Annotated in this window: 24 protein-coding genes; 6 read left to right on the top strand and 18 right to left on the bottom strand. The window is 52.2% G+C overall.

From position 1 onward, the window contains the following. Window positions 1–18 precede the first annotated feature (18 nt). Window positions 19–390: a 30S ribosomal protein S20 gene (rpsT, locus tag INP78_RS01880; protein WP_194740514.1), complete on the top strand. Its 372-nt coding sequence runs from the start codon at window positions 19–21 to the stop codon at window positions 388–390. Window positions 391–520: 130 nt separating this feature from the next. Here the strand turns inward: rpsT and INP78_RS01875 are convergent, their stop codons facing one another. The 7 genes from INP78_RS01875 to INP78_RS01845 all read right to left on the bottom strand — a co-directional run bounded on the left by INP78_RS01875 (window position 521) and on the right by INP78_RS01845 (window position 5,594). Next, the gene (locus INP78_RS01875; protein ID WP_194740513.1) at window positions 521–1,669 is read right to left on the bottom strand and encodes a 5-(carboxyamino)imidazole ribonucleotide synthase; all 1,149 of its coding nucleotides are present in this window, start codon (window positions 1,667–1,669) and stop codon (window positions 521–523) included. Beyond that, window positions 1,666–2,160 (bottom strand): 5-(carboxyamino)imidazole ribonucleotide mutase, encoded by a 495-nt coding sequence (purE, locus tag INP78_RS01870; protein WP_194740512.1) that lies wholly within the window; start codon window positions 2,158–2,160, stop codon window positions 1,666–1,668. The genes INP78_RS01875 and purE overlap by 4 nt, the downstream gene beginning before the upstream one ends. A gap of 36 nt (window positions 2,161–2,196) precedes the next feature. Continuing rightward, a complete protein-coding gene (gene proB / locus INP78_RS01865; protein ID WP_194740511.1) occupies window positions 2,197–3,318 on the bottom strand; it encodes a glutamate 5-kinase in 1,122 nt (373 codons plus the stop codon). Window positions 3,319–3,323: 5 nt separating this feature from the next. Beyond that, entirely contained in the window at window positions 3,324–4,376 is a 1,053-nt protein-coding gene (cgtA, locus tag INP78_RS01860; protein WP_194740510.1) for an Obg family GTPase CgtA, read from the bottom strand. 118 nt (window positions 4,377–4,494) lie between these two features. After that, a complete protein-coding gene (rpmA, locus tag INP78_RS01855; RefSeq protein ID WP_019881453.1) occupies window positions 4,495–4,752 on the bottom strand; it encodes a 50S ribosomal protein L27 in 258 nt (85 codons plus the stop codon). Between the two features lie 47 nt (window positions 4,753–4,799). Continuing rightward, window positions 4,800–5,114, bottom strand: coding sequence for a 50S ribosomal protein L21 (gene rplU, locus INP78_RS01850; RefSeq protein ID WP_019881452.1), 315 nt, complete (start codon window positions 5,112–5,114; stop codon window positions 4,800–4,802). A 135-nt stretch (window positions 5,115–5,249) separates the two neighbouring features. Further along, entirely contained in the window at window positions 5,250–5,594 is a 345-nt protein-coding gene (locus INP78_RS01845) for a hypothetical protein (RefSeq protein WP_194740509.1), read from the bottom strand. A 115-nt stretch (window positions 5,595–5,709) separates the two neighbouring features. Between INP78_RS01845 and INP78_RS01840 the strand changes: the two genes are divergently transcribed. Together INP78_RS01840 and ccoG are read left to right on the top strand one after the other, a co-directional pair. Continuing rightward, complete coding sequence (locus tag INP78_RS01840; RefSeq protein ID WP_194740508.1) at window positions 5,710–7,119, top strand: PLP-dependent aminotransferase family protein; 1,410 nt, start codon at window positions 5,710–5,712, stop codon at window positions 7,117–7,119. A gap of 102 nt (window positions 7,120–7,221) precedes the next feature. Continuing rightward, window positions 7,222–8,631: a cytochrome c oxidase accessory protein CcoG gene (ccoG, locus tag INP78_RS01835; RefSeq protein ID WP_194740507.1), complete on the top strand. Its 1,410-nt coding sequence runs from the start codon at window positions 7,222–7,224 to the stop codon at window positions 8,629–8,631. 46 nt (window positions 8,632–8,677) lie between these two features. Here the strand turns inward: ccoG and INP78_RS01830 are convergent, their stop codons facing one another. Continuing rightward, window positions 8,678–10,069 (bottom strand): 3'-5' exonuclease family protein, encoded by a 1,392-nt coding sequence (locus INP78_RS01830; protein WP_194740506.1) that lies wholly within the window; start codon window positions 10,067–10,069, stop codon window positions 8,678–8,680. A gap of 279 nt (window positions 10,070–10,348) precedes the next feature. On the opposite strand from INP78_RS01830, the gene INP78_RS01825 reads away from it, so the two are divergent. Beyond that, window positions 10,349–10,786, top strand: a complete 438-nt coding sequence (locus INP78_RS01825; RefSeq protein ID WP_194740505.1) for a MarR family winged helix-turn-helix transcriptional regulator — start codon at window positions 10,349–10,351, stop codon at window positions 10,784–10,786. A 133-nt stretch (window positions 10,787–10,919) separates the two neighbouring features. Here the strand turns inward: INP78_RS01825 and INP78_RS01820 are convergent, their stop codons facing one another. After that, on the bottom strand, window positions 10,920–12,542 hold the full coding sequence (locus INP78_RS01820) for an inorganic phosphate transporter (RefSeq protein ID WP_194740504.1): 1,623 nt from the start codon (window positions 12,540–12,542) through the stop codon (window positions 10,920–10,922). A 153-nt stretch (window positions 12,543–12,695) separates the two neighbouring features. Here INP78_RS01820 and ppk2 point away from each other — a divergent pair, with 153 nt between their 5' ends. After that, window positions 12,696–13,670, top strand: a complete 975-nt coding sequence (gene ppk2, locus INP78_RS01815) for a polyphosphate kinase 2 (protein ID WP_194740503.1) — start codon at window positions 12,696–12,698, stop codon at window positions 13,668–13,670. 49 nt (window positions 13,671–13,719) lie between these two features. On the opposite strand, the gene INP78_RS01810 is transcribed toward ppk2, so the two are convergent. The 8 genes from INP78_RS01810 to INP78_RS01775 form a co-directional block, all read right to left on the bottom strand. Beyond that, a complete protein-coding gene (locus tag INP78_RS01810; RefSeq protein ID WP_228519697.1) occupies window positions 13,720–13,947 on the bottom strand; it encodes a hypothetical protein in 228 nt (75 codons plus the stop codon). A gap of 40 nt (window positions 13,948–13,987) precedes the next feature. Beyond that, a complete protein-coding gene (locus INP78_RS01805) occupies window positions 13,988–14,257 on the bottom strand; it encodes a hypothetical protein (protein WP_194740502.1) in 270 nt (89 codons plus the stop codon). A 13-nt stretch (window positions 14,258–14,270) separates the two neighbouring features. Next, complete coding sequence (locus tag INP78_RS01800) at window positions 14,271–14,483, bottom strand: hypothetical protein (protein ID WP_228519696.1); 213 nt, start codon at window positions 14,481–14,483, stop codon at window positions 14,271–14,273. Between the two features lie 158 nt (window positions 14,484–14,641). Then, window positions 14,642–17,290 carry a bifunctional diguanylate cyclase/phosphodiesterase gene (locus INP78_RS01795; protein ID WP_194740501.1) on the bottom strand — a complete coding sequence of 883 codons (2,649 nt, stop codon included), beginning with the start codon at window positions 17,288–17,290 and terminating at the stop codon, window positions 14,642–14,644. Window positions 17,291–17,436: 146 nt separating this feature from the next. Beyond that, entirely contained in the window at window positions 17,437–18,252 is an 816-nt protein-coding gene (locus INP78_RS01790) for an HD-GYP domain-containing protein (RefSeq protein WP_194740500.1), read from the bottom strand. Between the two features lie 119 nt (window positions 18,253–18,371). After that, on the bottom strand, window positions 18,372–19,517 hold the full coding sequence (locus tag INP78_RS01785) for a GGDEF domain-containing protein (RefSeq protein WP_194740499.1): 1,146 nt from the start codon (window positions 19,515–19,517) through the stop codon (window positions 18,372–18,374). 223 nt (window positions 19,518–19,740) lie between these two features. Then, complete coding sequence (locus INP78_RS01780) at window positions 19,741–20,205, bottom strand: YaiI/YqxD family protein (RefSeq protein WP_194740498.1); 465 nt, start codon at window positions 20,203–20,205, stop codon at window positions 19,741–19,743. Next, complete coding sequence (locus tag INP78_RS01775) at window positions 20,205–21,713, bottom strand: DEAD/DEAH box helicase (RefSeq protein WP_194740497.1); 1,509 nt, start codon at window positions 21,711–21,713, stop codon at window positions 20,205–20,207. The genes INP78_RS01780 and INP78_RS01775 overlap by 1 nt, the downstream gene beginning before the upstream one ends. A gap of 24 nt (window positions 21,714–21,737) precedes the next feature. Between INP78_RS01775 and INP78_RS14620 the strand changes: the two genes are divergently transcribed. Further along, on the top strand, window positions 21,738–21,869 hold the full coding sequence (locus tag INP78_RS14620; RefSeq protein WP_255526705.1) for a hypothetical protein: 132 nt from the start codon (window positions 21,738–21,740) through the stop codon (window positions 21,867–21,869). 77 nt (window positions 21,870–21,946) lie between these two features. Here INP78_RS14620 and INP78_RS01770 read toward each other — a convergent pair whose 3' ends face one another. Beyond that, the gene (locus INP78_RS01770) at window positions 21,947–24,148 is read right to left on the bottom strand and encodes an OsmC domain/YcaO domain-containing protein (RefSeq protein ID WP_194740496.1); all 2,202 of its coding nucleotides are present in this window, start codon (window positions 24,146–24,148) and stop codon (window positions 21,947–21,949) included. Between the last annotated feature and the right edge of the window lie 80 nt (window positions 24,149–24,228).

The following is a 24,228-nucleotide window of genomic DNA, read 5'->3' as shown; positions in this document are numbered from 1 at the left end:
TTACAGGATAAAACGAATATGGCAAATACCGCACAAGCCCGCAAACGCGCGCGCCAATCCGTCAAAGTAAACGCGCACAATGCTGCGTTGCGCTCTACTTTGCGTACTGCGATCAAAAAAGTAATCAAAGCGATTCAAACTGGTGACAAAGCTGCTGCTGTAGCTTCTTACCAAGAAAACGTTAGCGTGATCGACCGTATCGCCGACAAAAAAATCATTCACAAAAACAAAGCTGCTCGTCATAAGAGCCGTTTGACTGCTGCGATCAAAGCATTGTCCGGTGAAGCACCTGCGACTTTGTCTTCTGTGAAAAAAGCAGCTGCATCTAAAGCCGAAGCGGCACCAGCTAAAAAAGCTGCTAAGCCTCGCGCGAAAAAAGCCGCTGAATAATTTCAGTAGGGGTGCATACTAAAAGAGCCGGACGCATGTCCGGCTTTTTTATTGCCTGATAGTCACCGACACAGTAAACACCAGACACAAAAAAGCCCGGGCATGCCGGGCTTTCTTTTTTGCAAATCAGTTATTCACCGATATGCAGCTCACTACGCGCCACCTTGGCAGCATTGAGCACGGCTTGCGCATCTTCACCAACCACAGTGAAATGCCCCATTTTGCGCGCTTTGCGCGGCTCATGTTTGCCATACAAATGCATTTTGAGGTTGCCATGGGCAAAGGCTTTATCCCATGCGGGCTCCACTTGCTTGCCACTATACAACCAGCTATCACCCAGGATATTCACCATGACCGCATTGCTATGCAAATGCGGGCTGCCTAGCGCCTGGCCAGTAATGACACGCACCTGCTGTTCAAACTGGTTGGTCACACAAGCATCCAGCGTGTAATGGCCAGAGTTATGTGGACGCGGCGCAATTTCATTGACCAGCAACTGGTTGCCCACCACGAAAAACTCTACACCCAAGACACCTACGTAATTCAGCTTGGTAGCCAGCTTCTTAGCCAGCTCCTGCGCATTGGCTTTAATCACTTCAGAGCATCTCGCCGGGGCAATGCTGATATCCAGAATGCCATTCAAATGGCTATTTTCAGCGGTCGGGAACGCAGCAATATTGCCATGCACATCACGCGCCAGCACCACAGAAACTTCCAGATCCAGTGGCAACATTTTTTCCAGCACACAGACTTCTTGCTTAAAGCCCTGAAAAGCGGCAACTGCTTGCTCGCGATTCGCCACGCGCGCCTGGCCTTTGCCATCGTAGCCAAAACGCGCCACTTTCAGCACTGCCGGATACATGTCACCATCTGCAGGCAGATCACTTTCAACAGTCACTGGTACAAATGGCCCTACGGGCAAGCCAGATTCCTTGAAGAAGGTTTTTTCCTTGATCCGGTGCTGTGCGATCGCCACTGCATCCGCACTTGGATGCACAATCGTCGATTTTGCCAAAGTAGCCAGCGTTTCAGCAGGTACGTTTTCAAATTCAGTTGAAATCGCCTGACAGGTATCAGCCATGACCTGCAAAGCAGCGGCATCATCAAAGGCGGCACACAAATGCACATCGGCAATCATGCCCGCCGGACTGTTTTTATCCGGGTCCAGCACGGTGACTTTGTAGCCCATTTCATGCGCGGCAATCACAAAGAAACGGCCGAGCTGGCCGCCACCCAGCATCCCCAACATGGCAGAAGGTTGAATCACGGATACTGTCATGGCTTTTCGCTCAACTCCATTGCATGTACTTTTTCAGCTTGTTTTTTACGGAAAGTCGCCAGTTTCTCTGCCAACACCGCATCTTGGTTCGCCAACATCGCCACCGCAAACAAACCGGCATTCGCAGCGCCCGCATCACCAATGGCAAACGTGGCCACCGGGATACCCTTAGGCATCTGCACGATAGACAGTAACGAGTCTTGCCCTTGCAGGTGCTTGGAAGGCACAGGCACACCCAATACCGGCAAAGTCGTTTTCGCCGCCACCATGCCAGGCAAATGCGCAGCACCGCCAGCACCGGCAATAATCACCTGGAAACCATTGCTTGCAGCAGATTCGGCAAACTGGAACATCAAGTCTGGCGTGCGATGCGCAGACACCACGCGCGCTTCGTAAGCGACACCAAAATCAGCCAGCATTTGCGCGGCGTTTTTCATCACCGGCCAATCGCTGTCCGACCCCATAATAATGGCTACCAAAGGTTTACTCATCACGTTGCCTTGTCACTTTCTTCGTCTTGTTGGCAATTAAACCAATACCAGATTATCTCTGTGTATCAACTCTTTTTCTTCTACATAGCCCAGCACGCTTTCAATCTCGTTGCTGGGTTTACGCTTGATTCTGCGCACTTCATTAGCATTGTAATTGACTATGCCACGCGCCCACTCTTTCCCTTGTGCATCCACGCAGGCAACCACATCACCGCGCTCAAACTGGCCAAGCACATCCACCACACCGATCGGCAACAGACTCTTGCCATCTTTGCTCAGCACATTGACGGCGCCATCATCCAGCACCAGTTTGCCACCCACACGCAAATGATCAGCCAGCCACTGCTTTTTCGCCAGCGTTTTCATTTTGCCTGCTTTTAGATGCGTGCCTATGGCCTCACCCAGGCTTAAGCGCATCAACACCTCGGGCTCACGGCCAGAAGCGATCACAGTATGCGCGCCACTATTAGCCGCACGTTTGGCAGCCAAAATCTTGGTCAGCATGCCGCCGGTACCCACGGCACTGCCAGCGCCACCTGCCATGCTCTCCAGCTCAGGATTACCCGCGGTTTCAAAATTGATGAACACCGCATTGGGGTCTTTGCGCGGGTCTGCTGAATACAGGCCCTGCTGGTCGGTGAGGATAATCAGCGCATCGGCTTCGATCAAGTTGGCGACCAGCGCGCCCAAGGTGTCGTTATCCCCAAAGCGAATCTCTTCGGTGACCACGGTATCGTTTTCATTAATGATGGGGATGACGTTCAAGTCGAGCAGCGTGCGCAAAGTGGTACGTGCGTTCAAATAGCGTTTGCGGTCGGCCAGGTCTTCATGCGTCAGCAATAATTGCGCCGTGTGCAAACCATGCTGCGCAAAGCATTGCTCATACATCTGTACCAAGCCCATTTGGCCGACAGCGGCCGCAGCTTGCAGCTCATTCACTTCTACCGGACGCTTTTTCCAGCCCAGGCGTTGCATGCCTTCAGCGACCGCTCCGCTAGACACCAGCACCACTTGCTTGCCCTGTTTGACCAGCGCACTGATTTGCTGCGCCCAGGCCGCAATCGCGGTTTTATCCAGGCCCTGGCCATTATTGGTCACTAGGCTGGAGCCGACCTTCACAATCAGGGTTTTGCTATCTTGTATGAGTGAAACGCTCATAAAACTTATTCTGTTGCAGGCTGCGGTTGCGCTGCTTCTAGTTCGCGCTGTGCACGCACTTGTTCAATATGGTCCATGATGGCGTAAGTCAGCGTTTGACAGCCGACGCCGCTAATCGCCGAGATCGGGAATACCGGGCCATCCCAGCCATAGGCTTTGACAAAATCAGCCACTTTTTGCGCACTGTCTTCCAGCATGTCAATTTTATTCAACACCAGCCAGCGCGGCTTATCGTAAAGCTCCTGATCATACTTTTTCAGCTCATTCACGATGGCTTTGGCTTCCTGCACCGGATCCACCGCATCATCAAACGGTGCCAGATCAACCAGGTGCAACAGCAAAGAAGTCCGTTGCAGATGGCGCAAGAATTGATGACCCAATCCAGCCCCTTCAGCCGCGCCTTCGATCAGGCCAGGTACATCAGCAATCACAAAGCTGCGGTTGCTGTCGACACGTACCACACCCAGGTTAGGATGCAACGTGGTAAAGGGATAATCAGCGACTTTCGGCTTAGCCGCAGACACCGAGCGGATAAAAGTAGACTTACCAGCGTTAGGCATGCCCAGCAAGCCCACATCGGCCAACACTTTCAGCTCCAGGTACAACTCGAACGCTTCACCAGGGTCGCCTTTGGTACATTGGCGTGGGGAGCGGTTGGTACTGGTTTTAAAGTGGATATTCCCCAGGCCGCCATTGCCACCTTTGGCCATCATCACTTTTTGGCCGTCAGCACTCAAGTCCACCATCATCTGACCGGTGGCTTTGTCGCTAATGGTGGTGCCGACCGGTACGCGCAGGATCATGTCGTCACCGCCCTTGCCGTAGCAATCGGAGCCGCTGCCGTTTTCACCGCGTTGCGCTTTAAAGGTACGCGTATAACGGTAATCCACCAGCGTATTGATGTTACGGTCCGCCACCACAAAGATAGAGCCGCCGCGACCACCGTCACCGCCGTTGGGGCCACCCATAGGCTCGTATTTTTCGCGGCGGAACGTGGCAACGCCGTTACCACCGTCACCGGCGTAGACTTTGATAGTAGCTTCGTCAATAAACTTCATGATTCAATTTGCCTTTTAAGCGCATGGCTGCGTTATGGTGAACAAGGCTGCATGCAATCTGCGAACTATAAAGTAAAAAGCCCCGTCAAGCGACAGGGCTTTTTACATAATACTTTGATTAAACCGCTTCGATGCTCACGGTATGACGCTTCAACGCGCCTTTGATTGCAAATTTAACTTTGCCTTCTACCAATGCATACAGTGTGTGGTCTTTGCCCATACCGACGTTTTCGCCAGCATGCATTCTAGTACCACGTTGGCGAACGATGATGCTGCCAGCGTTAACTACTGTTTCACCGAAAGCTTTAACGCCCAGGCGTTTGGCTTGTGAGTCGCGACCGTTACGTGAACTACCGCCTGCTTTTTTGTGTGCCATGTTTGATTCCTTATTCTAGCAATCTGCTCTACTCAAGCAGAACGTGCTTATTTTGCTGAAATAGTGTCGATTTGAATTTCTGTGTAGCTCTGACGATGACCTTGAGTCTTGCGGTAGTGCTTACGACGACGCATTTTGAAAATCATCACCTTGTCACCACGGCCGTGTGATACCACGGTAGCACTCACTTTAGCACCAGCAACCAAAGGTGCACCAATCGTGGTTGACTCGCCGTTAGCAATCAACAACACTTTGTCGATTACAACAGTAGAACCAACGTCACCAACCAATTTTTCTACTTTTAATTTGTCACCAGCGGCTACTTTGTACTGTTTGCCACCTGTTTTAATCACTGCGTACATAATGATGCCTTAAACGTCGCCTTTTAAAGAACCCGCAATTATACGCAATTTATTGCAGAATGCAAATATATTTGCGCATGTTTTTCATGTCCAGCCAGACCGCTGGTTTGGCTGCCTTTTTTGCCGCTAAAAGCGCTATTTTACCGCGCTTCGCCAGGGGCGGATACTGCCATTGGTGTAATACCGATAGACCGCAAAGACACACTCCAGCAATTCGGCAGACAGCTGCGTGTCCTCGCCCGCCGCCGTGCGCAACGAAGCCACACGGTACATCGGCTGCATTTCAATATTATTCAATGAGCTCAACGGTTGAAAGTGTACGCAGGCAAGTGGATAGTCCTGCTGCAACAAGTGCACGTTAAACATGTCCGTGACCCGTAGTTGCAAGGCCTGTCCATCATGCAGGGTCAATGCATACTGTTTTTTATTCTGCTGCGTCACGCTTTTTACCGCTGACGCCAGCAATTCTGAGACTTGCATCACTCGCCTTTTTAACAAAAGTTGCAGCTTATCGCTGCCAGGCATTGCCGAACAGCTGCAGTTTAGATTAAATTAACCATATCAGATTAGCGGCTTAACGGCGGCAGGGCCAGTTGTGAAAAAATACGAAATCATCGCCGAAGAGATTGCCAGCGCGATTCAGCAAGGCCTGCTCAAACGCGGCGACAAACTGCCCTCTATCCGCCAGATTCAGACCAGCAAGCAGGTCAACGCGTCTACCGTATTTCAGGCCTATTATCTATTGGAAGCACGTGGCCTGATTGTGACGCGCCCACGCTCCGGCTATTACGTCGCCGGGCCGCTGCGTAGCGAGCGCCTGCTACCGCACACCGCCAGCGACGAAGGCACACCGACCACGCTGCAAGTCAGCGACCTGGTATTCAACCTGCTTGAGCGCATCAAAGACCCGCAGCAGATTCCGTTCGGCTCCGCCTTTCCCAGCCCGCTGTTATTTCCGCTGTCAAAACTGGCCGATCATATGGCCAGCACCGTGCGCCGCATGCAACCACAGGATACGGTCAGCGACATTGGTCAGGGCGATATCGCGCTGCGACGCCAGATTGCCTTGCGCTACCAGTTGGATGGCAAGCCCACCGACCTCAGTGATATTGTGATTACCAATGGCGCACTGGAGGCGCTTAACCTGTGCCTGGCCGCCGTGACCCAGCCTGGTGATAGCGTCATTATCGAATCGCCCAGTTTTTATGCCGCGTTGCAGGCCATTGAGCGCATGGGCCTGCGCGCGATTGAAGTGCCTAGCCATCCTGAACAAGGCATAGACCTGGCAGCACTGGAGCGTGCCATTATTCAGCACAAACCCAAAGCGTGCTGGTTAATGACCAACTTCCAGAATCCAATCGGCAGCCTGATGCCCACAGACAAAAAACAGGCATTGGTGGCACTGATCACCCGCTACCAACTGCCGATGATAGAAGATGATGTGTACCGCGAGTTATATTTTGGCAAAGAGCGCCCCCTACCAGCCAACACCTGGGACCAGGAAGGCTGGGTGATGCATTGCAGTTCATTCTCAAAAGCGCTGGCGCCAGGCTACCGGGTCGGCTGGGTCTCGGCCGGACGCTTTGCCGAAAAAATTACCCGCTTAAAAATATCCACCACCCTGGCGACATCGATTCCGGCGCAACTGGCACTGGCGAGTTACCTGGCCAAAGGCGGCTATGACAAACACTTGCGCCAGCTACGGCACCAGCTCATGTTGCAGCAACTGCAATTCTCGCAGGCGATTCACCAGCACCTGCCGCCACAAGTACGCTTTACATTGCCGCAAGGCGGCTACTTCTTATGGCTACAACTGCCGGAACAATGCGATAGCTTGCAACTGTTTCAACAAGCCATTGCCGAAAACATCAGCCTGGCGCCCGGTCATATGTTTTCATCGCAGCAGCAATACGCCAGCTATATCAGGCTGAATTACGGGCATAGCGTTAACCATGTGCATTTGCAGGCGATTGAACGTCTGGGGCAATTCATCAGGCATGCGTAAGTCCTCACAAATCTGATATGGTTTTTTAACCACAAACTGAATCTGTTTTAAAATCACACCTTCTTTTACACTGCGCTCGTCTTATTGATATTGAGTGCTTTGATGACATCCTCACGCAGTAAACCCGTGATCCCGATTGTGGCAGCGCCGGTCGCCGGGCAAACCATTTCGCTTTACCAAAAAACACCCAAGGTCTATCCGCGCTCGGTCAGCGGTTATTTCAAAAACTGGCGCTGGCTCATGATCTGGCTGACACAATTAGTGTTTTACGGCATGCCCTGGCTGCAATACGGCGGCCGACAGGCCTTGCTGCTGGATATCGACACGCACCGCTTTTACCTGTTTGGCCTGGTGATTTTTCCACAAGATTTGTTTTACCTCGCATTGCTGCTCATCATCAGCGCCCTGGGCCTGTTTTTATTTACCGCCGTCGCAGGCCGCCTGTGGTGTGGCTTCTCTTGCCCGCAATCAGTGTATACCGAGCTCTTTTTATGGATGGAACGCACGATAGAAGGTGACCGTATGGCCAGGCAAAAACTGGATAGCCAACCTTGGGGCGTACGCAAAACCGGTATCAAAGTGAGCAAGCACTCTGCCTGGCTGGCCTTCTCACTCGTCACCGGCTTTACGTTTGTCGGTTACTTCACGCCGATACGCGAATTATTCAGCGATATGCTGCAATGGCAAATGGGTGGCTGGTCCTGCTTCTGGTTAGGCTTTTACGGCCTGGCCACCTATGGCAACGCTGGCTTTTTGCGCGAACAAGTGTGCAAGCACATGTGCCCCTATGCGCGTTTTCAAAGTGCGATGTTTGACAACCATACTTTGATCGTCGCTTACGACAGCGCGCGCGGCGAACCACGCGGTGGCCGCAGCAAAAACCAGGATTACCAGGCCGATGGTCTGGGATCGTGCATAGACTGCAACATCTGCGTGCAGGTCTGCCCGGTTGGCATTGATATCCGCAATGGCTTGCAATACGAGTGCATCAGCTGCGGCCTGTGTATTGATGCCTGTAATGACGTCATGGACAAGATGCAATACCCGCGCGACCTGATCCGCTTTTCGGCGGCGGGCCTGAGCGGGCAACATAAGCTGCGGCAGCACCTGCTACGGCCACGCGTGCTAATTTATAGCGGGCTGTTTGTATTGATGACGGCCTGGTTAGGCTACGGGCTGTTGCATAAACCTGATTTCAAGGTCGACATCATGCGTGACCGCAATATCATGTACCGCGAAACCGGCCATGGCATTGAAAATCCTTACCAGTTACACCTGACCAATGCGACCGAACACAATCAGCGTTACCAGATACGTGCCAGCGGCATAGACGGCTTGCGCGTGGAAAGTGAGCAGATACTCACAGCAGCGCCTACCGAGGAAATACTGGTGCCGTTGAGCCTGTCTGTGCCTGCGAGTGACCTGCAAGGCAGCCATCGCATCCTGATCGAGGTGACCGCGCTCTCGAACGGTGAACAGGTAGCCACCAATAGCACCTTCTACCTGCCCTGACACTCACCCTACCCCTTGCCCGTGTACCCGGCTGGCGATTGCTTTCCTAGCCAGCCAGATCCAGTACACGGGTCTTTTTCTGCGACAGCATCTTCAACAGTAACTTGTAGCTATCGAGGTCAAACTTGAGCGCTGTTTTTTGCGCGCGCAAGGCCTGCAAACTGTCGTCATCCTCCGCCACGCCTAAATACACCCAATGTTCAAACACGTGAATCTGGCGTAAATCATTTTCGAGGTTATATTCTTCGATGCCTATCTTGCCGCGATAGGGCCAGGCTTTGAGTTTATGTGCCATCAGTGCCTGCTGTACCCGCAAAGCATGTATTTCAGGCGGTTCCTGCCCGCAACAGACGCCTTTGCAGCGCTTAAGCTGATAGGCAAAACACGGCCCGGCACGACCACTTTCCAGGCCAAGGGCTTTCGCGCACAAATGGCTGAGGTCGGCGATTTTACGCAAGGTCTCAACTGCCTGCCGCTTGCTTCTAAACGTGCCAAACAAATGATCCATCTGGCTGGGGTCAATCTCATCTTCATTGACCAGCCTGACGATAGGTTGTGCGCCAGCCACCAACTGCCAACTGCACAACTGGCGCTCACGCCGCAGTTGCCGGTTGTAAATGGGCATACGCTCTTTCACTAGGCGCGACTCAAGTAACAAGGCACTAAACTCACCGGCGGCGGGGATCCATTCAAAGCGCTTCATTTCCTGCGTCATGCGCATTTCTTTGGTGGAGGCGTGGTCACTACTGAAATGCGATAGCACGCGGGCGCGCAGATTCACACTTTTGCCTATATATAAAGGTAAGTCGTTCTCGCCATAAAACAGGTAAACGCCGGGCGCCTCGGGCAACTCGCCGACCAGGCTGGCGTCAATATGTGGTGGCAACGTAGGCGCGGCCAAGAGCTTCAACGCCGCAGCCTGCACAGCTTCTTCGCCAAGATCACGTCTGGCGTCATTAAGCATGATCAAAATCGCTTCCACATCCCCCATGGCACGATGCCGTGTCAGGCCGGTAATTTGGTGACGAGCGACAATCGCGTCTATGCCATGGCTGTAATGTTGCGGGTATAACAGGCGCGAGAGCTTGACCGTACATAACACCTTTTGCCGCAAGGTGATGCCCAGCCGCTTGAATTCGGACTTTAAAAAGCCATGGTCAAAACGCACATTGTGCGCAGCCAGCACCGAGCCTTCCAGAAACGCCAACAGCTTGTCCGCGACCTCGGCAAACAGGGGCGCATCGGCCACCATGCTATCGTTAATACCGGTCAATGATTGAATAAACGGCGGGATGGGCTGTTGCGGGTTGACCAAGGTTTGCCAGCGCAGGGTTTCCACGCCATGATCAAAACGTACCAGCGCAATTTCGGTGATACGGTCACGTAAAGGGGTGGCCCCGGTGGTTTCGAGGTCAAGAAAAGTAACGGATGGCAACATGACGCAAAAGGCTTTCTACTGCACAGCTATCAGGCGGGAAAACCTGCTCATTTTAGCGCATTTTCATCTATTCTCTGCCATGCCAACAAATGGCTATTCCCCGCCTCTTAGCAGGGTCTTTCTGCCTGCGATTGGCTGCAAACAACCACTTTTATCGCTGAATGTCTCATATCTTATATAAAACCAGTGTTTCTCCTACAAAACACCTATAGACACTCAACACAATTGATGCTGTAATGATTAATGATTCCTATTAATGACAATATAATTTTTAAGCTCATGCCTAACCTCTATCTGGAAAACCAATTGTGCTTTTCGCTCTACTCGGCAACCCATGCCTTGCTGCGCTCTTACAAGCCCGATCTGGACAAACTGAACCTGACTTATCCGCAATATCTGGTATTGGTTGCACTCTGGCAATACAAGCAATTGTCCATTAAACAAATCGCCGAAAAACTGATGCTGGAACCAGCCACCATTACACCGGTGGTCAAACGCCTGGAAGTGAAAAAACTGACCAAACGCACACGCCAGAAAGATGATGAGCGCGTGGTAATTGTCAGCCTGACCGAAGAGGGCCAGGCCTTACGCAGCAAATTGTCAGATGTTCAAAAACGGGTCGCCTGCGACACCGGGCTCAACGACACCGCGTTTGATAACCTCAATAAAACCTTAAATGCGCTGACTAAACATGTCACGGCTAAAATTCCGGACTAGCCCTTAGTCCTGCGTAGCTCCGCAGCAGTCACCAGCGTAACCAGCTTTATCTAGACAAAAGAAATGTAGCGTTTGCACATTTCTTTTGTCATGCCCCTGATCTCAACCTAAGCACTCTACAAATCTAAGCACTTTAAAACAAATGGGTGAACAGCCAGTACAAACTGCCTGATAACACCATCGCCATAGGCAAGGTCAGCACCCAGGCCATTAGCAGATTACGGATGGTGGACATTTGCAGACCGGACTTGTTTGCGGCCATGGTCCCTGCCACCCCTGATGACAACACATGGGTGGTAGAAACCGGTAAGCCATACATATCCGCGGCACCTATCATGGTCATGGCCACCAGCTCGGCCGAGGCACCCTGGCCATAAGTCAGGTGAGTCTTACCAATCTTCTCGCCAACCGTCACCACAATACGTTTCCAGCCCACCATGGTGCCCAGGCCAAGCGCAATCGCGACCGCTACTTTCACCCATAAAGGAATAAACTTGGTTGCGCCATCAATTTCCTTTTTAAACGCAGTGACATTGGCTTTGGTATCCGCGTCAAACTTGACGCTCTCATCCTTGCCCAGAAAGCGGATGGCCTCAGACACCAGGTACATATCGTTACGCACGTTGCCCACCTGCTCGGCAGGCACTTCAGCAAAGGTCCCATGCGACTTCACTTGTTCGCCTATGCTACCGGTCATGGCAGCCAAGGCAGGCACCACGTCAGGCGTCACTGCCTTGGTGCGCACATACTCAGTCAGCACATGACGTGCAGCTTCGTAGCTGGCAGGCGGCGTTAAACGCGTGTTGTGTTCCAGTGATTGCTGGGTGACTTGCGCCACGGCAACAAACTGCGTCATTTGGTCCACTGGCATGGCACGGTTTAAGGCGTAGGCCATGGGCACCGTCCCCACCAGTATCAGCATAATGAGGCCCATGCCTTTTTGGCCATCATTGGAGCCATGCGCAAACGACACGCCGGTACAGGTCAGGATGAGCAAACCGCGTATCCACAATGGCGGCGGTTTATTGCCTTTGGGCTCATGGTACAGCTCTTTGCTTTTGACCAAGGCTTTGAGCGCCAGCAATAACAATGCCGCGAAGAAAAAACCAATCAAAGGTGAAAGTAACAAGGAGTAACCGATTTTTGTCGCTTGCGCCCAATCGACCCCGCTGGTGCCATCACGGCCATGCATCAGCGCATTGGCAACGCCAACGCCGATAATCGAGCCAATCAAGGTGTGTGAGGAAGAGGCTGGCAACCCCAGCAGCCAGGTGCCTAAATTCCACAAAATGGCGGCGATCAGCAAGGCAAACACCATGGCAAAGCCTGCGCCAGAACCTACTTGCAAAATGAGCTCCACCGGCAATAAGGAAATAATGCCGAAAGCCACCGCGCCGCTAGACACTAACACGCCCAGGAAGTTAAACGTGCCTGACCAGATCACTGCGAAGTTTGCAGGCAGCGAATGGGTGTAAATAACGGTCGCAACGGCATTCGCCGTATCATGAAAGCCATTCACAAACTCAAAGGCGAGCGCAATCACCAGCGCCACACCCAGCAAAATAAATGGCAACCAGGTGATCGTTTGCGCGCCGGTATCCGTCACATCATGCATCAGGCTGAAGCTGGTATACACCAGCCCCATGAGCAGCAAACCGACGAAGACTGCAATGGTTAGCGCACCAGACTTCTTATCAAGATTAGGTTTAGACGCACTCTGTAATAGCGTCGAGTGAGTAGCCGCTGAAGTATCCATCAATATTCTCCGGATGTTCTATTGAGAACCCAAAGTATTGGTTTGAAATATGTCATATTGATGACAAAAAACCATGATCGTGGGTGCAATAGTCATCAAACTGTCATGCTTTAAATCTACATTAGAGGTCTGCCTATCCTGATCGGAACGCCCATGACCACTGAAAAATCTGCCGAGATTGAAGCTGTTGATGACCGTTTGTCTATGGACGAACGATTCAATAATGAAATGCTGGATAGTTTTGATGAAGAGCTGGAAATGGAACTGGACGACGAACGCATGGACCAGATCCTGGCCGAATTTGCGAGCGCGACCAACATGGATGGCCAACCGTCTATGCATAGCCAGTCTACCCTGTCTGATCGCCAAACCTATTTTAAAGAACTGTTCCGGTTGCAAGGCGAACTGGTGAAATTGCAAGACTGGGTCGTGCGTAACAAACTGAAAGTCGTGGTGCTGTTCGAAGGGCGTGATGCCGCCGGCAAAGGCGGCGTCATTAAACGCGTCACACAACGCCTGAACCCGCGCGTTTGCCGCGTGGCGGCGCTACCTGCCCCCAGCGAGCGTGAGCGTTCGCAGTGGTATTTCCAGCGCTATATTTCGCACCTGCCAGCAGGCGGTGAAATCGTGCTGTTTGACCGCAGCTGGTACAACCGCGCCGGGGTCGAGAAAGTCATGGGCTTTTGTAATGACGATGAATACGAAGAGTTTTTCCGTTCAGTGCCAGAGTTTGAAAAAATGCTGGTGCGCTCCGGCATTATTTTAATTAAATACTGGTTCTCAATCACCGACGACGAGCAGCATTTGCGCTTTATGACGCGCATTCACGATCCGCTCAAGCAATGGAAACTGAGCCCCATGGATCTGGAATCCCGCCGCTTGTGGGAGCAATACACCAAAGCCAAGGAGGTCATGCTGGAACGTACGCATATCCCCGAAGCACCGTGGTGGGTGATAGAAGCTGTAGACAAAAAGAAGGCGCGCCTGAACTGCATTAGCCATCTGTTAAGCCAGATTGAATATGGGGAGGTGGAACACGCGCCTGTCGTCCTGCCCAAGCGCGTCTATAACGCCGACTATATCCGCGAGCCGGTCCCCAAAGAAATGTTCGTTCCCGCCAAATATTGAGAGCGGCAACGGGCTGTGATGCAAGCATCACAGCCTTTGTACTTAGGCCTTAATCCGGCATATTCAATTGTCGCATAAATGCCTGAAAAGACCCTTTGGTCGCATGCAAAGCCTGCAACTTGCTCACAGACTCATCCAAAGCATCACTCATCACTTCCAGCGCGTCTTCATCCAGCCGCAAACTCATGGCGCCAATCTCAAGCTCTATCGTGCGGTGTGTTTCACAATAATGCACACGAAAACCGGCCTGACCGGACAATAAAATTTTCTTACACATACTTTCCTCACTCATACTCACCCCCTAAATATGGTTGTTTTTATATGGCCACTGACGTTGCGGCCTGCTCATGTTCGTTCACCAGCAAAGTCCATTGCACACACATGCGGCGCGACACACTGCAAATCAGGTCAGAATCTGCATACTCGGGCGCCGTCAGTGTTTCGGCCAGGCGCAAGGCCTGCTTCGCCAGGTCATAGGTTGGCTTTTTGATATACAAGGTCGCCACATACAACAATGACGCCATCACTGATTCAGCATCAGGCAAACTGGGGTCGTAACGCATCGCGTGGATATTCATCGCATTCATGGCCATCTCTCTTTCAAATACTCATTTCAATTTCAGTCTGCATCACAATCCGGGCCGCCGCCTTGCGTAACATTTCGTTGATGACGATAAAGCTGTCGGCCTCAAATTTAAGTGTGGTACCGCCGACCTCTAGCTCCACCGTGTCTGAAGACTGGTGATAAAGCACTTTGCAGGCGGTTTTTCCAGCCAGCATGGTTTTTCCAACCACCGTATGACGTTTCATCATGACTCTCCTTGGCTAAACTGTTTTCAAATGATAATAATTATCATTTACATTGTCAATCAGTTTTATTAAGGCAAGTATGTCGCAACCTGGGGAGATGAATATCGCGCGGCTAAAGCACAATCAATTCAAGAAAATGTCAGGCCGACTTGGCCAAGGGTTTACTTTGTTACGGGTGGGGAATAAGACAGCAGGAATGTCGTGGCGTCGTCACTGCTCATGGGTTTACTGAGCAAATAGCCTTGCATCTCGTCACAGCCTTGCGCCTGCAAGAAGGCTTTCTGTTCGGGCGTCTCCACGCCTTCGGCAATCGTTCTCATGCCCAGGCTGCGCGCCAGCTGGATAATCGCAATGACAATGGCCTTGTCTTCATCGTCGGTGGTGATATCGCGGACAAAGCTTTGGTCGACCTTGAGTTTGTAGACTTTAAATTTTTTCAGGTAGCTGAGTGAAGAATAGCCGGTACCAAAGTCGTCTATCGACAAGCGCACGCCCAATCCACTCAGTGCATCCATCATGGCCACTGCCCCTTCCGGGTTTTCCAGTGCCACGCCTTCGGTAAGCTCCAGCTCCAGGCACTGCGGTGATACCTGGTAACGTTCAAGCACACTCTTCACCAGCGCAGGCAGTTTTGGATCGCGGAACTGGATACTGGACAAGTTGACCGAGACAGAAATGTCTTTGATGCCCGCCAGTTGCCAGGCATGGATTTGGTGTGTGGCCTGCTCCAGCACCCAACTGCCGATAGAAATAATTAAGCCGCTGGACTCGGCCAGCGGGATAAATTCAGCTGGTGAAATAAAGCCCAGTTGCGGATGCTTCCAGCGCAGCAAGGCTTCTACACCGATCAGACGGCCTGAGTCGAGCGCGACTTGCGGCTGGTAATATACCGCCAGTTGCCCCAGTGCAATGGCCTGACGCAAAGCATTAACCAGTTGCAGGTTACGCGCAGTTTGCACTTGCATGTGGTTGCTAAAGAAGCGATAGCTATTCCGGCTTTCTTTTTTAGTACGATACATGGCGACATCGGCATTGCGTTGCAGGCTTTCCATATCGAGACCGTCATCCGGATAGATGGCAACCCCAACCGATGCGGTAATGGTCAACTCGTACTGGTCAATCACAAACGGCTGCTCCACCGCTTTCAGCAAGCGCTCGACAACCTCTTTGGCAATGGCATGATCAGCCTCTGCCAGCAAAAACACAAACTCATCGCCACCCAGGCGGCAAATAGTGTCTTGCGGCCGAACCAGGCTTTGGAATCGATGCGTTAATGCCACCAGCAGGTTATCACCGTAGCGGTGCCCCAAACTATCATTCACATCCTTAAAGTGATCCAGATCCAGAAACATCAGGGCGAACTGACCATCCTGGTCCCAGGCTTTTTCAATCTCCACAATCACACGCTCATTGAGCAGGTTGCGGTTGGGCAGGCCTGTTAAGGCATCATAATTGGCCAGAAAGCGTATGCGCTCTTCTGCTTCTTTACGGGTGGTGATGTCGCGAATAAACGCGCTGTAATAATGCTCATGGTCGCGCTTGATTTCAACGATGGTCAACTCGACAGGAAACTCGCTGCCATCACGTCGCAACGCGGTAATTTCAATTAACTTACCTAATAATCGCGACTGCCCCGATTGCTGCAAACGCCGCATGCCCTGATGATGTGCCTCACGATAGGCAGGCGGCACAATGACATCTTCCAGCATGCGCCCAAGCACCTCCGCCCGTGTATAGCCAAACATCTGCGCGGCGGCCCGGTTCCACTCGACAATCAAGCCCTGTAAATCAATGTTCACAATGGCATCCAGCGCGTTCTCCAGCACCAGTTGCGCGCGTTGTTCGCTCTTGAGCAAATTGGTCTGGAACAGGCTGTTCTGCGCTTGCACTTCAAAACGGTCGAGGGCGAAATCAATATTCGCCACCATGCCTTGCAGCAAACGCTGGATATCCGGTTCAAATGCCTGCTCGTGCTCGGCATACAATGACAGGCAGCCTATGACTTTACCTTCGGTATGCAAGGGCAGGAATGCCGCGGCTTTCCAGGCAAACTCGGTTGCTTTGTCATGCCACACGGCGCTGATCGGATTGGTCTGGAAGTCATGCACCCAGTATGGATGATCGGACAGCATGCTTAACCCACAAGGCCCTCTGCCGCTCGCTGCTGCTGGATCCGCCGAGATCAGCACTTCGTCCAGATAATTAATACCCGAGCCAAAGGCACTGGACACCACAATCTGCTTGCTGCCTCTATCCAGCTCCCCAATCCAGGCCATATTGGCATGACCCAAATTCACAATAATCTGGCAAATCTGCTCAAACAGGCGGTGTTTATCCTGGCTCTGCACAATCGCCTGGTTACATTGACTCAAGGCGAGATAGAGCTGATTTAACTGCTGATGATGCTGTTTAACCGACGCGCCATCGCTATCCAGTTGCGTCAGCTGTGTACGTAATTGCTGCCAGCCGTCCTCCACACTGGCGGACTCGGCTGGTGAAAACATGACCGGGGTGAACGTGTCCTGCGTGTAAGCATCTGCCAACACCCGGTTAAAGGTTTGCAGGTCTGCGGCTTGCATCGCCAGAGCAGTGCGTTGTTGCTGCCAGATGAGGATGGTTAATACGCCCCATAAGGCCACGCCTAAAGAAAGTAACAATACAACCAGTTTATGGGTGGCTGACGGCAGGGTGAGCGCAGTCAGGCTGGCCTGCGTAAGCGCGAGGCAAATGAATAGCGAAAACAAGACCATCAGCCACAAACGTCTGATTAGCTTGCCCCGCCCTGCAGATGTGAATTGTTGTGCAGACATGGATGTTTAGCCTAAGCCCCCGTCCACTACTGTAAGGGATGTGACTCAAATCAAATCCCCAAATACCTGTATAAATGCCCGGCAAATTGCCCGATGTGGGCATTTAGCAGGTAACCGCCCCCTTCACTCAAGCGACTGCGCCTAAACTACTCCTCGTTATAAGACGCCTTAGCGGCGCCCTTGATGACCTCATAATGGGTAAAAAACGCATCGACTGCGGCCGGATCAAAACGGATACTGGATTCGCTGCGAATATAATCCAGCACTTTGTCTTCTGGCCAGGCCTGCTTGTACACCCTGGGATGCATCAAGGCATCCCACACATCCACAATCGAGAAAATACGCGCAGCAAACGGAATCTCCTCGCCTTTTAAGCCTAAAGGATAACCATGCCCATCCCAGCGCTCATGATGGCCGTAGGGAATATCCATACAATTACGCAGAAAATCAATGTTGACCAACAAGTCACGCGCAATTTGCGGATGCGTGCGCATCAGCCGCATTTCGTCTTCATCCAGTTGGCCTGGCTTAATTAACACCGCATCAGGAATACCAATCTTGCCGATATCGTGCAAAATCGCACTGCGCTCGATCAGCTTGAGCGAGGCCTCGTCGGTCACGCCCATTTTACTGGCCAGCGCCACGGTCATGGCCGCCACGCGATAAGTATGATCCTTGGTTTCTTTGTGCCGTAAATCAAGCACCTGCACCCAGCCACGTATGGTCTGGTCATAACTGTGTATCAGGTTTTGCTGGTCACGTGCAGCATCTTCGAGCGCACGCCTGACCAGAAAAAACAATAATATGGCGGTGACCAGGATAAAGAGCCAGCCTTTGATATCCTGCATCATCGTCAGGTCACGCGGATCGGTAAACAGTTGCGCAACGACCTTATCAGAAAAAAAGATCCAGGCAGCGCCTACCAACACATATACCATTACAATCTTATACTGCGGCCGCATGGTCAACTCTCATGACAATCATCAAAGTGTGAATTCTTATCGCAAAAGCTAATTTACGCAATTGAAAATCTGCACTCGCATCGCTCAGCAGGCCAATCATGCTATTTAATTGACGGTTGCTAAACCGCCCAGGACATTTGCCCGCAACCCAGTAACTTTGCCTGGTACATGGCCTTATCGGCCGCAGACAGCAACTGCTCTATGGCTTCGCCATCTTTGCACATGGTTAAACCGATCGATGTCCCCAAGCGGCACGCCGCCCCCTGAATCTGGAAATCCCGCTCAAACACCATCAGGCATTTTTGGCCAACCATTTCCACCGAAGATTTGCCCTGCTCAGGTAAATCAGACAGCACAATCACAAACTCATCGCCGCCCACGCGCGCCAATGTATCACTGCCACGAATCACTTTGCTCAAGCGCTGCGCCACCTCGATCAAGGCCAGATCGCCCGCCTCATGCCCCAGTTGGTCATTCACAGCTTTAAAGCCATCAAGATCCAGGTATAACAGCGCCGTGCCGGTTCGCTTCACACGTCCCAGCTCTATCGCCTGCTGCAAACGCAAAGACAGCAGCTTGCGGTTAGGCAACCCAGTGAGCACATCATGGTGCGCCACATGGTTCAGCTCCTGGTTCTGGGCAGAAATCTTGTGATAAGCATCCTTTAGAGAACCAATCAAATCTTCGTTCTCAAAGCTAATGCGGGTGGCCTGGCGCAATGACTGGTTAAAACGATAGGCAATACCTATCATCAGCAGGTAAAAAATCACACTAAACACTGCCATAATCAAGCTGGACAGGTTTTCGCTAAACGAGAACACCAGCACCGTTGGCAGCATCGCGGGCAAACTAAAGGCAAAAAAGGCCGGGATACACGACGCCATGGTCACCACACCACCCATTACCATCGCCTGAATGGCCGTGATCACAATAATCACAGTCATCGGCGGTGCGTCTTTAACCAGCAAGCCCAGCGCGCCCCACGCCAGCCCGGACAGCGCCAGGGTCAGGCAGTAACGATAAGCCAGGGGATAATTGAAACCATGCTTGGCCAGCCGGTGCTGGCAGCGCTTGAGTAGCCACACGCGCAACACAATCACGGCATAGACCACGCTGCACCATAACAGGAACAAATGACCTTTTTCAGAACCCCATTGCGAAAGCGCAATCAACAAGCCACCAAACGCACTCCCAATTAAAGGAATGCGCGCTCCCGATAACAGCCTGTGAAATAATGCCTCGTCAATCCGAGCCTGCAAACTCATTAATGCATGACCTCTTCTTTTTATTTTTACGCCAGTTTTACCTACACTGTTTTAACTAATGCTAATGCAAGCCTTTAAAAATAACCAGTCAAATCATAGGGGTTTTCAATACATTACACCCGTGTTGCATGTCTCGCCACGCCACTGCGCCAACCTGAAACGGCTTGCAAACATGCAAGCCGTTTTACATTCACGCGCGCCCTCACTGCGGCAAGAGGCATGCTTAAATCGGTGGCGATTGACGCGCAATCTTAGCCAAAAACTGGTCCAACTGCGCGGCAAAAGTATGCCGGTCAGACGACTGCATGGCGCTCGGACCTTGCGTCTCCACGCCACTCGCACGCAACGACTCCATAAAGTCGCGCATGGCCAAGCGCTCTTTAATATTTTCGGATGAATAAAATTCACCGCGAGGATTCAGCGCATGGCCGCCTTTTGCTATCACTTGCGCGGCCAGGGGGATATCGGCCGTAACCACCAGATCCCCCGCCACTAGCGCGGCGACAATGGCGTTGTCTGCCACATCAAAGCCTTTATCAACCTGCATCGCCCGTACATAAGGCGAAAGTGGCACCCGTAGCAGCTTGTTGGCGACAAAGGTCGTTGTCATGTGGGCGCGCTCAGCCGCCCGGAACAGGATTTCCTTAATCACCACCGGGCAAGCATCGGCATCCACCCAAATGTGCATTAGCGCCCTTTCGGCGGTGTTTTGGCGGCGTTCGCGCCTGGCTTAGGCGTAAACAGTGCGCCCTGTGGCTTGTTGCCACCCTGGCGATGTTGCGCCTGGTGACCATTGCGCTGACCTGGATTTGCATGGCCGGACTTGTGCGGATTGGGTTTGTTGCCTTGACCAGATTGATTCGCGCCAGCTTGGCCCTGAGCTTGCCTAGGCTGAGCCTGTGCCGGTTTAGAAGACTGTTGTTTATTGCCTTGAGGCTGTCGCTGTTGTGATTGTGGCTGTGGTTTCCCTTGGCGCCCACGGCCGTGATTCTGTCCACGTGGTGGGCGGTCAGGCTCTTCGCTGTTTTTCTCTGGCGCAACAAAACCCTCTACCGGCACCCGGGGAATATCACGCTTGATCAGCTTTTCAATGTCTTTCAGCATGCCAAACTCTTCGCGATCCACCAGTGAAATGGCGGCACCACTGGCCCCGGCACGGCCAGTACGGCCAATGCGGTGTACATAGTCTTCCGGCACGTTAGGCAGCTCAAAATTCACCACTTGCGGCAACTGGTCAATATCCAGGCCACGTGCGGCAATATCGGTTGCCACCAGTGCCGTAATGGTTCCTGCTTTAAACTGTGCCAGCGCCGCTGTACGCGCATTCTGGCTCTTGTTGCCATGAATCGCCATGGCGGGAATGCCGTCTTTGACCAGTTTTTCCGCCAGGCGGTTGGCGCCATGCTTGGTGCGGGTAAAAATCAGCACTTGTTGCCACTGCTGCTGCTTAATCAAATAGCTGACCATTTCGCGCTTGTGCGCCTGCGGCACCATATGCACGCTTTGCTCGATCAAGGCATTGGACGCATTGCGACGCGCCACTTCCACCAGGTCTGGCGCGTTGAGCAAACTGTCAGCCAAGCGCTTGATATCGTCAGAGAAGGTGGCCGAGAACAGCAGGTTTTGACGCTTTTTAGGCAACAGGGCCAACACCTTTTTAATGTCATGGATAAAACCCATGTCCAGCATACGGTCGGCTTCGTCCAGCACCAGGATTTCAATGCCGGACAAATCCAGCGCTTTTTGCTGCACCAGGTCTAGCAAGCGGCCAGGCGTTGCCACCAGAATATCCAGCGGTTTGCTCAAGCGGTTGATTTGCGGATTAATGCTGACACCGCCAAACACCACCATGCTTTTGAGTGGCAGATATTTGCCATAGGTGGTGACAGATTCGCCAATTTGGGCGGCCAACTCACGCGTGGGCGACAAGATCAGGCAACGTGGTCTGCCTTTGACCGCTTGCGTCAACGGAACTTCAGATAAACGGTGCAAAATGGGCAGCGTAAAGCCCGCCGTTTTGCCAGTGCCGGTTTGTGCACCGGCCAGCAAGTCGCCGCCACGCAACACATAAGGAATCGCCTGCGCCTGGATAGGCGTCGGTGAGCTATAACCAGCATCGGCAATCGCGCGCAAAACTGGCGCGCATAAATTCAAATCAGCAAACGTGATGTTTGCAGGAGTATTTTCTTGTGACAAAGTAATTCAACTTATAGAAATTGCATGGACGAATTAAAACCAGCCATGCAAGTATTAACAGGCGTTGGTCTGTTGCCTATGGCAACACCAATCTGGACAAACGAATCAAAGCTCAAAGAGTGTGACGAAGCCGCTACGTTGATTGGTAAGCCGTAGGGTAAACGCATTATACCCGCTATTGCATAAAATCCTAATCGATTGAATAGATTAGGATTTTATGCAGTCCTGGGACATTATCGGCCAGCCGCCATTCTGGCACGGGCGGCATGCAGTTTTTTGTAGCTGTCGACGAGGCGATGGTGTCTGTCCAAGCCTTCCAGTTGCATACTGGTTGGTGTCAGGCCGTAGAAGCGTACGCTACCGGCGACCGAGCCAATCACTGCGTCCATCCGTGTCTCACCAAACATCTTGCGGAAATTGGCTTCGTAGTCAGCGAGTTCCAGCTCATCATCTAATTCTACTTCCAGCACGACATTCAAGGCCTGGTAAAACAGGCCGCGTTCCAGCGAGTTGTCGTTGTACTGCAAAAAGGCACCGACCAGGTCATGCGCCTCTTCAAATTGCTGCAAGGCGAGGTGAATCAGCAATTTCAACTCCATGACCGTGAGCTGGCCCCAGTCAGTGTTTTCGTCAAACTCAATACCGATCAGCGTGGCAATATCGCCGTAATCATCCAGCTCGTTATTCTCCAGGCGCTCCAGCAAGGCTTCCAGACTGTCATCGTCCAGGGTATGCAGATTTAAAATATCTTCGCGGAACAACAATGCCTTGTTGGTGTTATCCCATACCAAGTCCTCAACCGGATACACCTCAGAATAGCCCGGCACTAGGATACGGCAGGCAGTTGCGCCTAATTGGTCATACACCGCCACATACGCTTCCTTCCCCATTTCAGCCAGCATGCCAAACATGGTGGCCGCTTCTTCAGCGTTCGCATGCTCGCCTTCACCGGAGAAATCCCACTCGACAAACTCATACTCTGATTTGGCGCTGAAGAAGCGCCAGGAGACAATGCCGCTGGAATCAATAAAATGTTCAACAAAGTTATTCGGCTCAGTCACCGCTTCGCTAGCAAAAGTTGGCTGCGGCAGGTCATTCAGGCCTTCAAAGCTGCGGCCTTGCAGCAACTCGGTCAGACTACGCTCGAGCGCAACTTCCATGGTTGGGTGCGCGCCAAATGAGGCAAACACACCGCCAGTGCGCGGGTTCATCAGGGTGACGCACATGACCGGGTACTGTCCGCCCAGCGAAGCATCTTTCACCAGCACCGGAAAGCCCTGCTCTTCCAGGCCTTTGATCCCGGCCACCACGCCAGGGTATTTCGCCAGCACGGCTTGCGGCACATCCGGCAAGGCAATTTCGCCTTCGATGATTTCGCGCTTTACGGCGCGCTCAAAAATTTCTGACAAGCATTGCACCTGTGCTTCCACCAGCGTATTACCCGCGCTCATGCCATTGCTGACAAACAGGTTTTCCACCAGGTTGGTCGGAAAGTAGACGGTTTCACCGTCCGACTGGCGCACAAATGGCAGTGAACAAATCCCACGTTCCGTATTGCCAGAATTGGTGTCGATGAGGTGAGAGCCACGCAGCTCGCCATCCGGGTTATAGATTTCCAGGCAATAGTCATCGAGAATTTCTTTTGGCAGCGTATCCTTACGGCCTGGCTTGAACCAGCGCTCGTTCGGGTAATGCACAAACTCAGCGTTGGCAATGTCTTCGCCCCAGTACGATCCGGCATAAAAATGGTTGTTACTCAGCCGCTCGATATATTCACCCAAGGCAGACGCCAGCGCGCTTTCCTTGGTCGATCCCTTCCCGTTAGTAAAACACATGGGCGAATGCGCATCGCGGATATGCAGCGACCACACGTTGGGCACAATATTGCGCCAGGAGGCGATCTCGATCTTGATGCCCAGGCCAGCCAGCACGCTGGTCATATTGGCAATGGTTTGTTCCAGCGGCAAATCTTTGCCAGTGATATAGGTTTGCGACTCGGCTGCGGTATCCACCGTCAGCAAGGCCTGCGCGTCAGCATCCAGGTTTGCCACTTCTTCAATGATAAAGTCCGGGCCAGCCTGCACCACTTTTTTCACCGTGCAGCGGTCTATCGAACGCAAAATACCAACGCGGTCTTTTTCAGAAATATCGGTCGGCAGCTCAATCTGTATTTTGAAAATCTGCTTGTAGCGGTTTTCCGGGTCCACAATATTGTTGTGCGACAGGCGGATATTGTCGGTGGGGATATTGCGCGTGCTGCAATACAGCTTCACAAAATAAGCCGCACACAAGGCCGACGAAGCCAGAAAATAATCGAACGGGCCAGGCGCCGAGCCATCGCCTTTATAACGGATAGGCTGGTCGGCAATCACCGTGAAGTCATCAAACTTGGCTTCCAGGCGTAGCTTATCGAGAAAATTGACTTTGACTTCCATGAGGAGAATTCCAAAAATGCGGCAAACATGCTGAGGGCGTTATTATCCCTCACATCGCCTGTGCTGTGTTGAGGTCACTG

Origin of the sequence: Methylophilus sp. 14 (genome assembly GCF_015354345.1) — a bacterium.
Classification (GTDB): Bacteria; Pseudomonadota; Gammaproteobacteria; order Burkholderiales; family Methylophilaceae; genus Methylophilus.
The sequence above is the reverse complement of the archived record's forward strand: the minus strand, read 5'-3'. Positions and strand labels throughout refer to the sequence as shown.

Excerpts from the sequence above, each read along its gene's own strand:
- rpsT (WP_194740514.1), top strand. The coding sequence starts at position 19 with ATGGCAAATACCGCACAAGCCCGCAAACGCGCGCGCCAATCCGTCAAA.
- INP78_RS01875 (WP_194740513.1), bottom strand. The coding sequence starts at position 1,669 with ATGACAGTATCCGTGATTCAACCTTCTGCCATGTTGGGGATGCTGGGT.
- purE (WP_194740512.1), bottom strand. The coding sequence starts at position 2,160 with ATGAGTAAACCTTTGGTAGCCATTATTATGGGGTCGGACAGCGATTGG.
- proB (WP_194740511.1), bottom strand. The coding sequence starts at position 3,318 with ATGAGCGTTTCACTCATACAAGATAGCAAAACCCTGATTGTGAAGGTC.
- cgtA (WP_194740510.1), bottom strand. The coding sequence starts at position 4,376 with ATGAAGTTTATTGACGAAGCTACTATCAAAGTCTACGCCGGTGACGGT.
- rpmA (WP_019881453.1), bottom strand. The coding sequence starts at position 4,752 with ATGGCACACAAAAAAGCAGGCGGTAGTTCACGTAACGGTCGCGACTCA.
- rplU (WP_019881452.1), bottom strand. The coding sequence starts at position 5,114 with ATGTACGCAGTGATTAAAACAGGTGGCAAACAGTACAAAGTAGCCGCT.
- INP78_RS01845 (WP_194740509.1), bottom strand. The coding sequence starts at position 5,594 with ATGCAAGTCTCAGAATTGCTGGCGTCAGCGGTAAAAAGCGTGACGCAG.
- ccoG (WP_194740507.1), top strand. The coding sequence starts at position 7,222 with ATGACATCCTCACGCAGTAAACCCGTGATCCCGATTGTGGCAGCGCCG.
- INP78_RS01830 (WP_194740506.1), bottom strand. The coding sequence starts at position 10,069 with ATGTTGCCATCCGTTACTTTTCTTGACCTCGAAACCACCGGGGCCACC.
- INP78_RS01825 (WP_194740505.1), top strand. The coding sequence starts at position 10,349 with ATGCCTAACCTCTATCTGGAAAACCAATTGTGCTTTTCGCTCTACTCG.
- INP78_RS01820 (WP_194740504.1), bottom strand. The coding sequence starts at position 12,542 with ATGGATACTTCAGCGGCTACTCACTCGACGCTATTACAGAGTGCGTCT.
- ppk2 (WP_194740503.1), top strand. The coding sequence starts at position 12,696 with ATGACCACTGAAAAATCTGCCGAGATTGAAGCTGTTGATGACCGTTTG.
- INP78_RS01810 (WP_228519697.1), bottom strand. The coding sequence starts at position 13,947 with ATGTGTAAGAAAATTTTATTGTCCGGTCAGGCCGGTTTTCGTGTGCAT.
- INP78_RS01805 (WP_194740502.1), bottom strand. The coding sequence starts at position 14,257 with ATGAATGCGATGAATATCCACGCGATGCGTTACGACCCCAGTTTGCCT.
- INP78_RS01800 (WP_228519696.1), bottom strand. The coding sequence starts at position 14,483 with ATGATGAAACGTCATACGGTGGTTGGAAAAACCATGCTGGCTGGAAAA.
- INP78_RS01795 (WP_194740501.1), bottom strand. The coding sequence starts at position 17,290 with ATGTCTGCACAACAATTCACATCTGCAGGGCGGGGCAAGCTAATCAGA.
- INP78_RS01790 (WP_194740500.1), bottom strand. The coding sequence starts at position 18,252 with ATGCGGCCGCAGTATAAGATTGTAATGGTATATGTGTTGGTAGGCGCT.
- INP78_RS01785 (WP_194740499.1), bottom strand. The coding sequence starts at position 19,517 with ATGAGTTTGCAGGCTCGGATTGACGAGGCATTATTTCACAGGCTGTTA.
- INP78_RS01780 (WP_194740498.1), bottom strand. The coding sequence starts at position 20,205 with ATGCACATTTGGGTGGATGCCGATGCTTGCCCGGTGGTGATTAAGGAA.
- INP78_RS14620 (WP_255526705.1), top strand. The coding sequence starts at position 21,738 with ATGGACGAATTAAAACCAGCCATGCAAGTATTAACAGGCGTTGGTCTG.
- INP78_RS01770 (WP_194740496.1), bottom strand. The coding sequence starts at position 24,148 with ATGGAAGTCAAAGTCAATTTTCTCGATAAGCTACGCCTGGAAGCCAAG.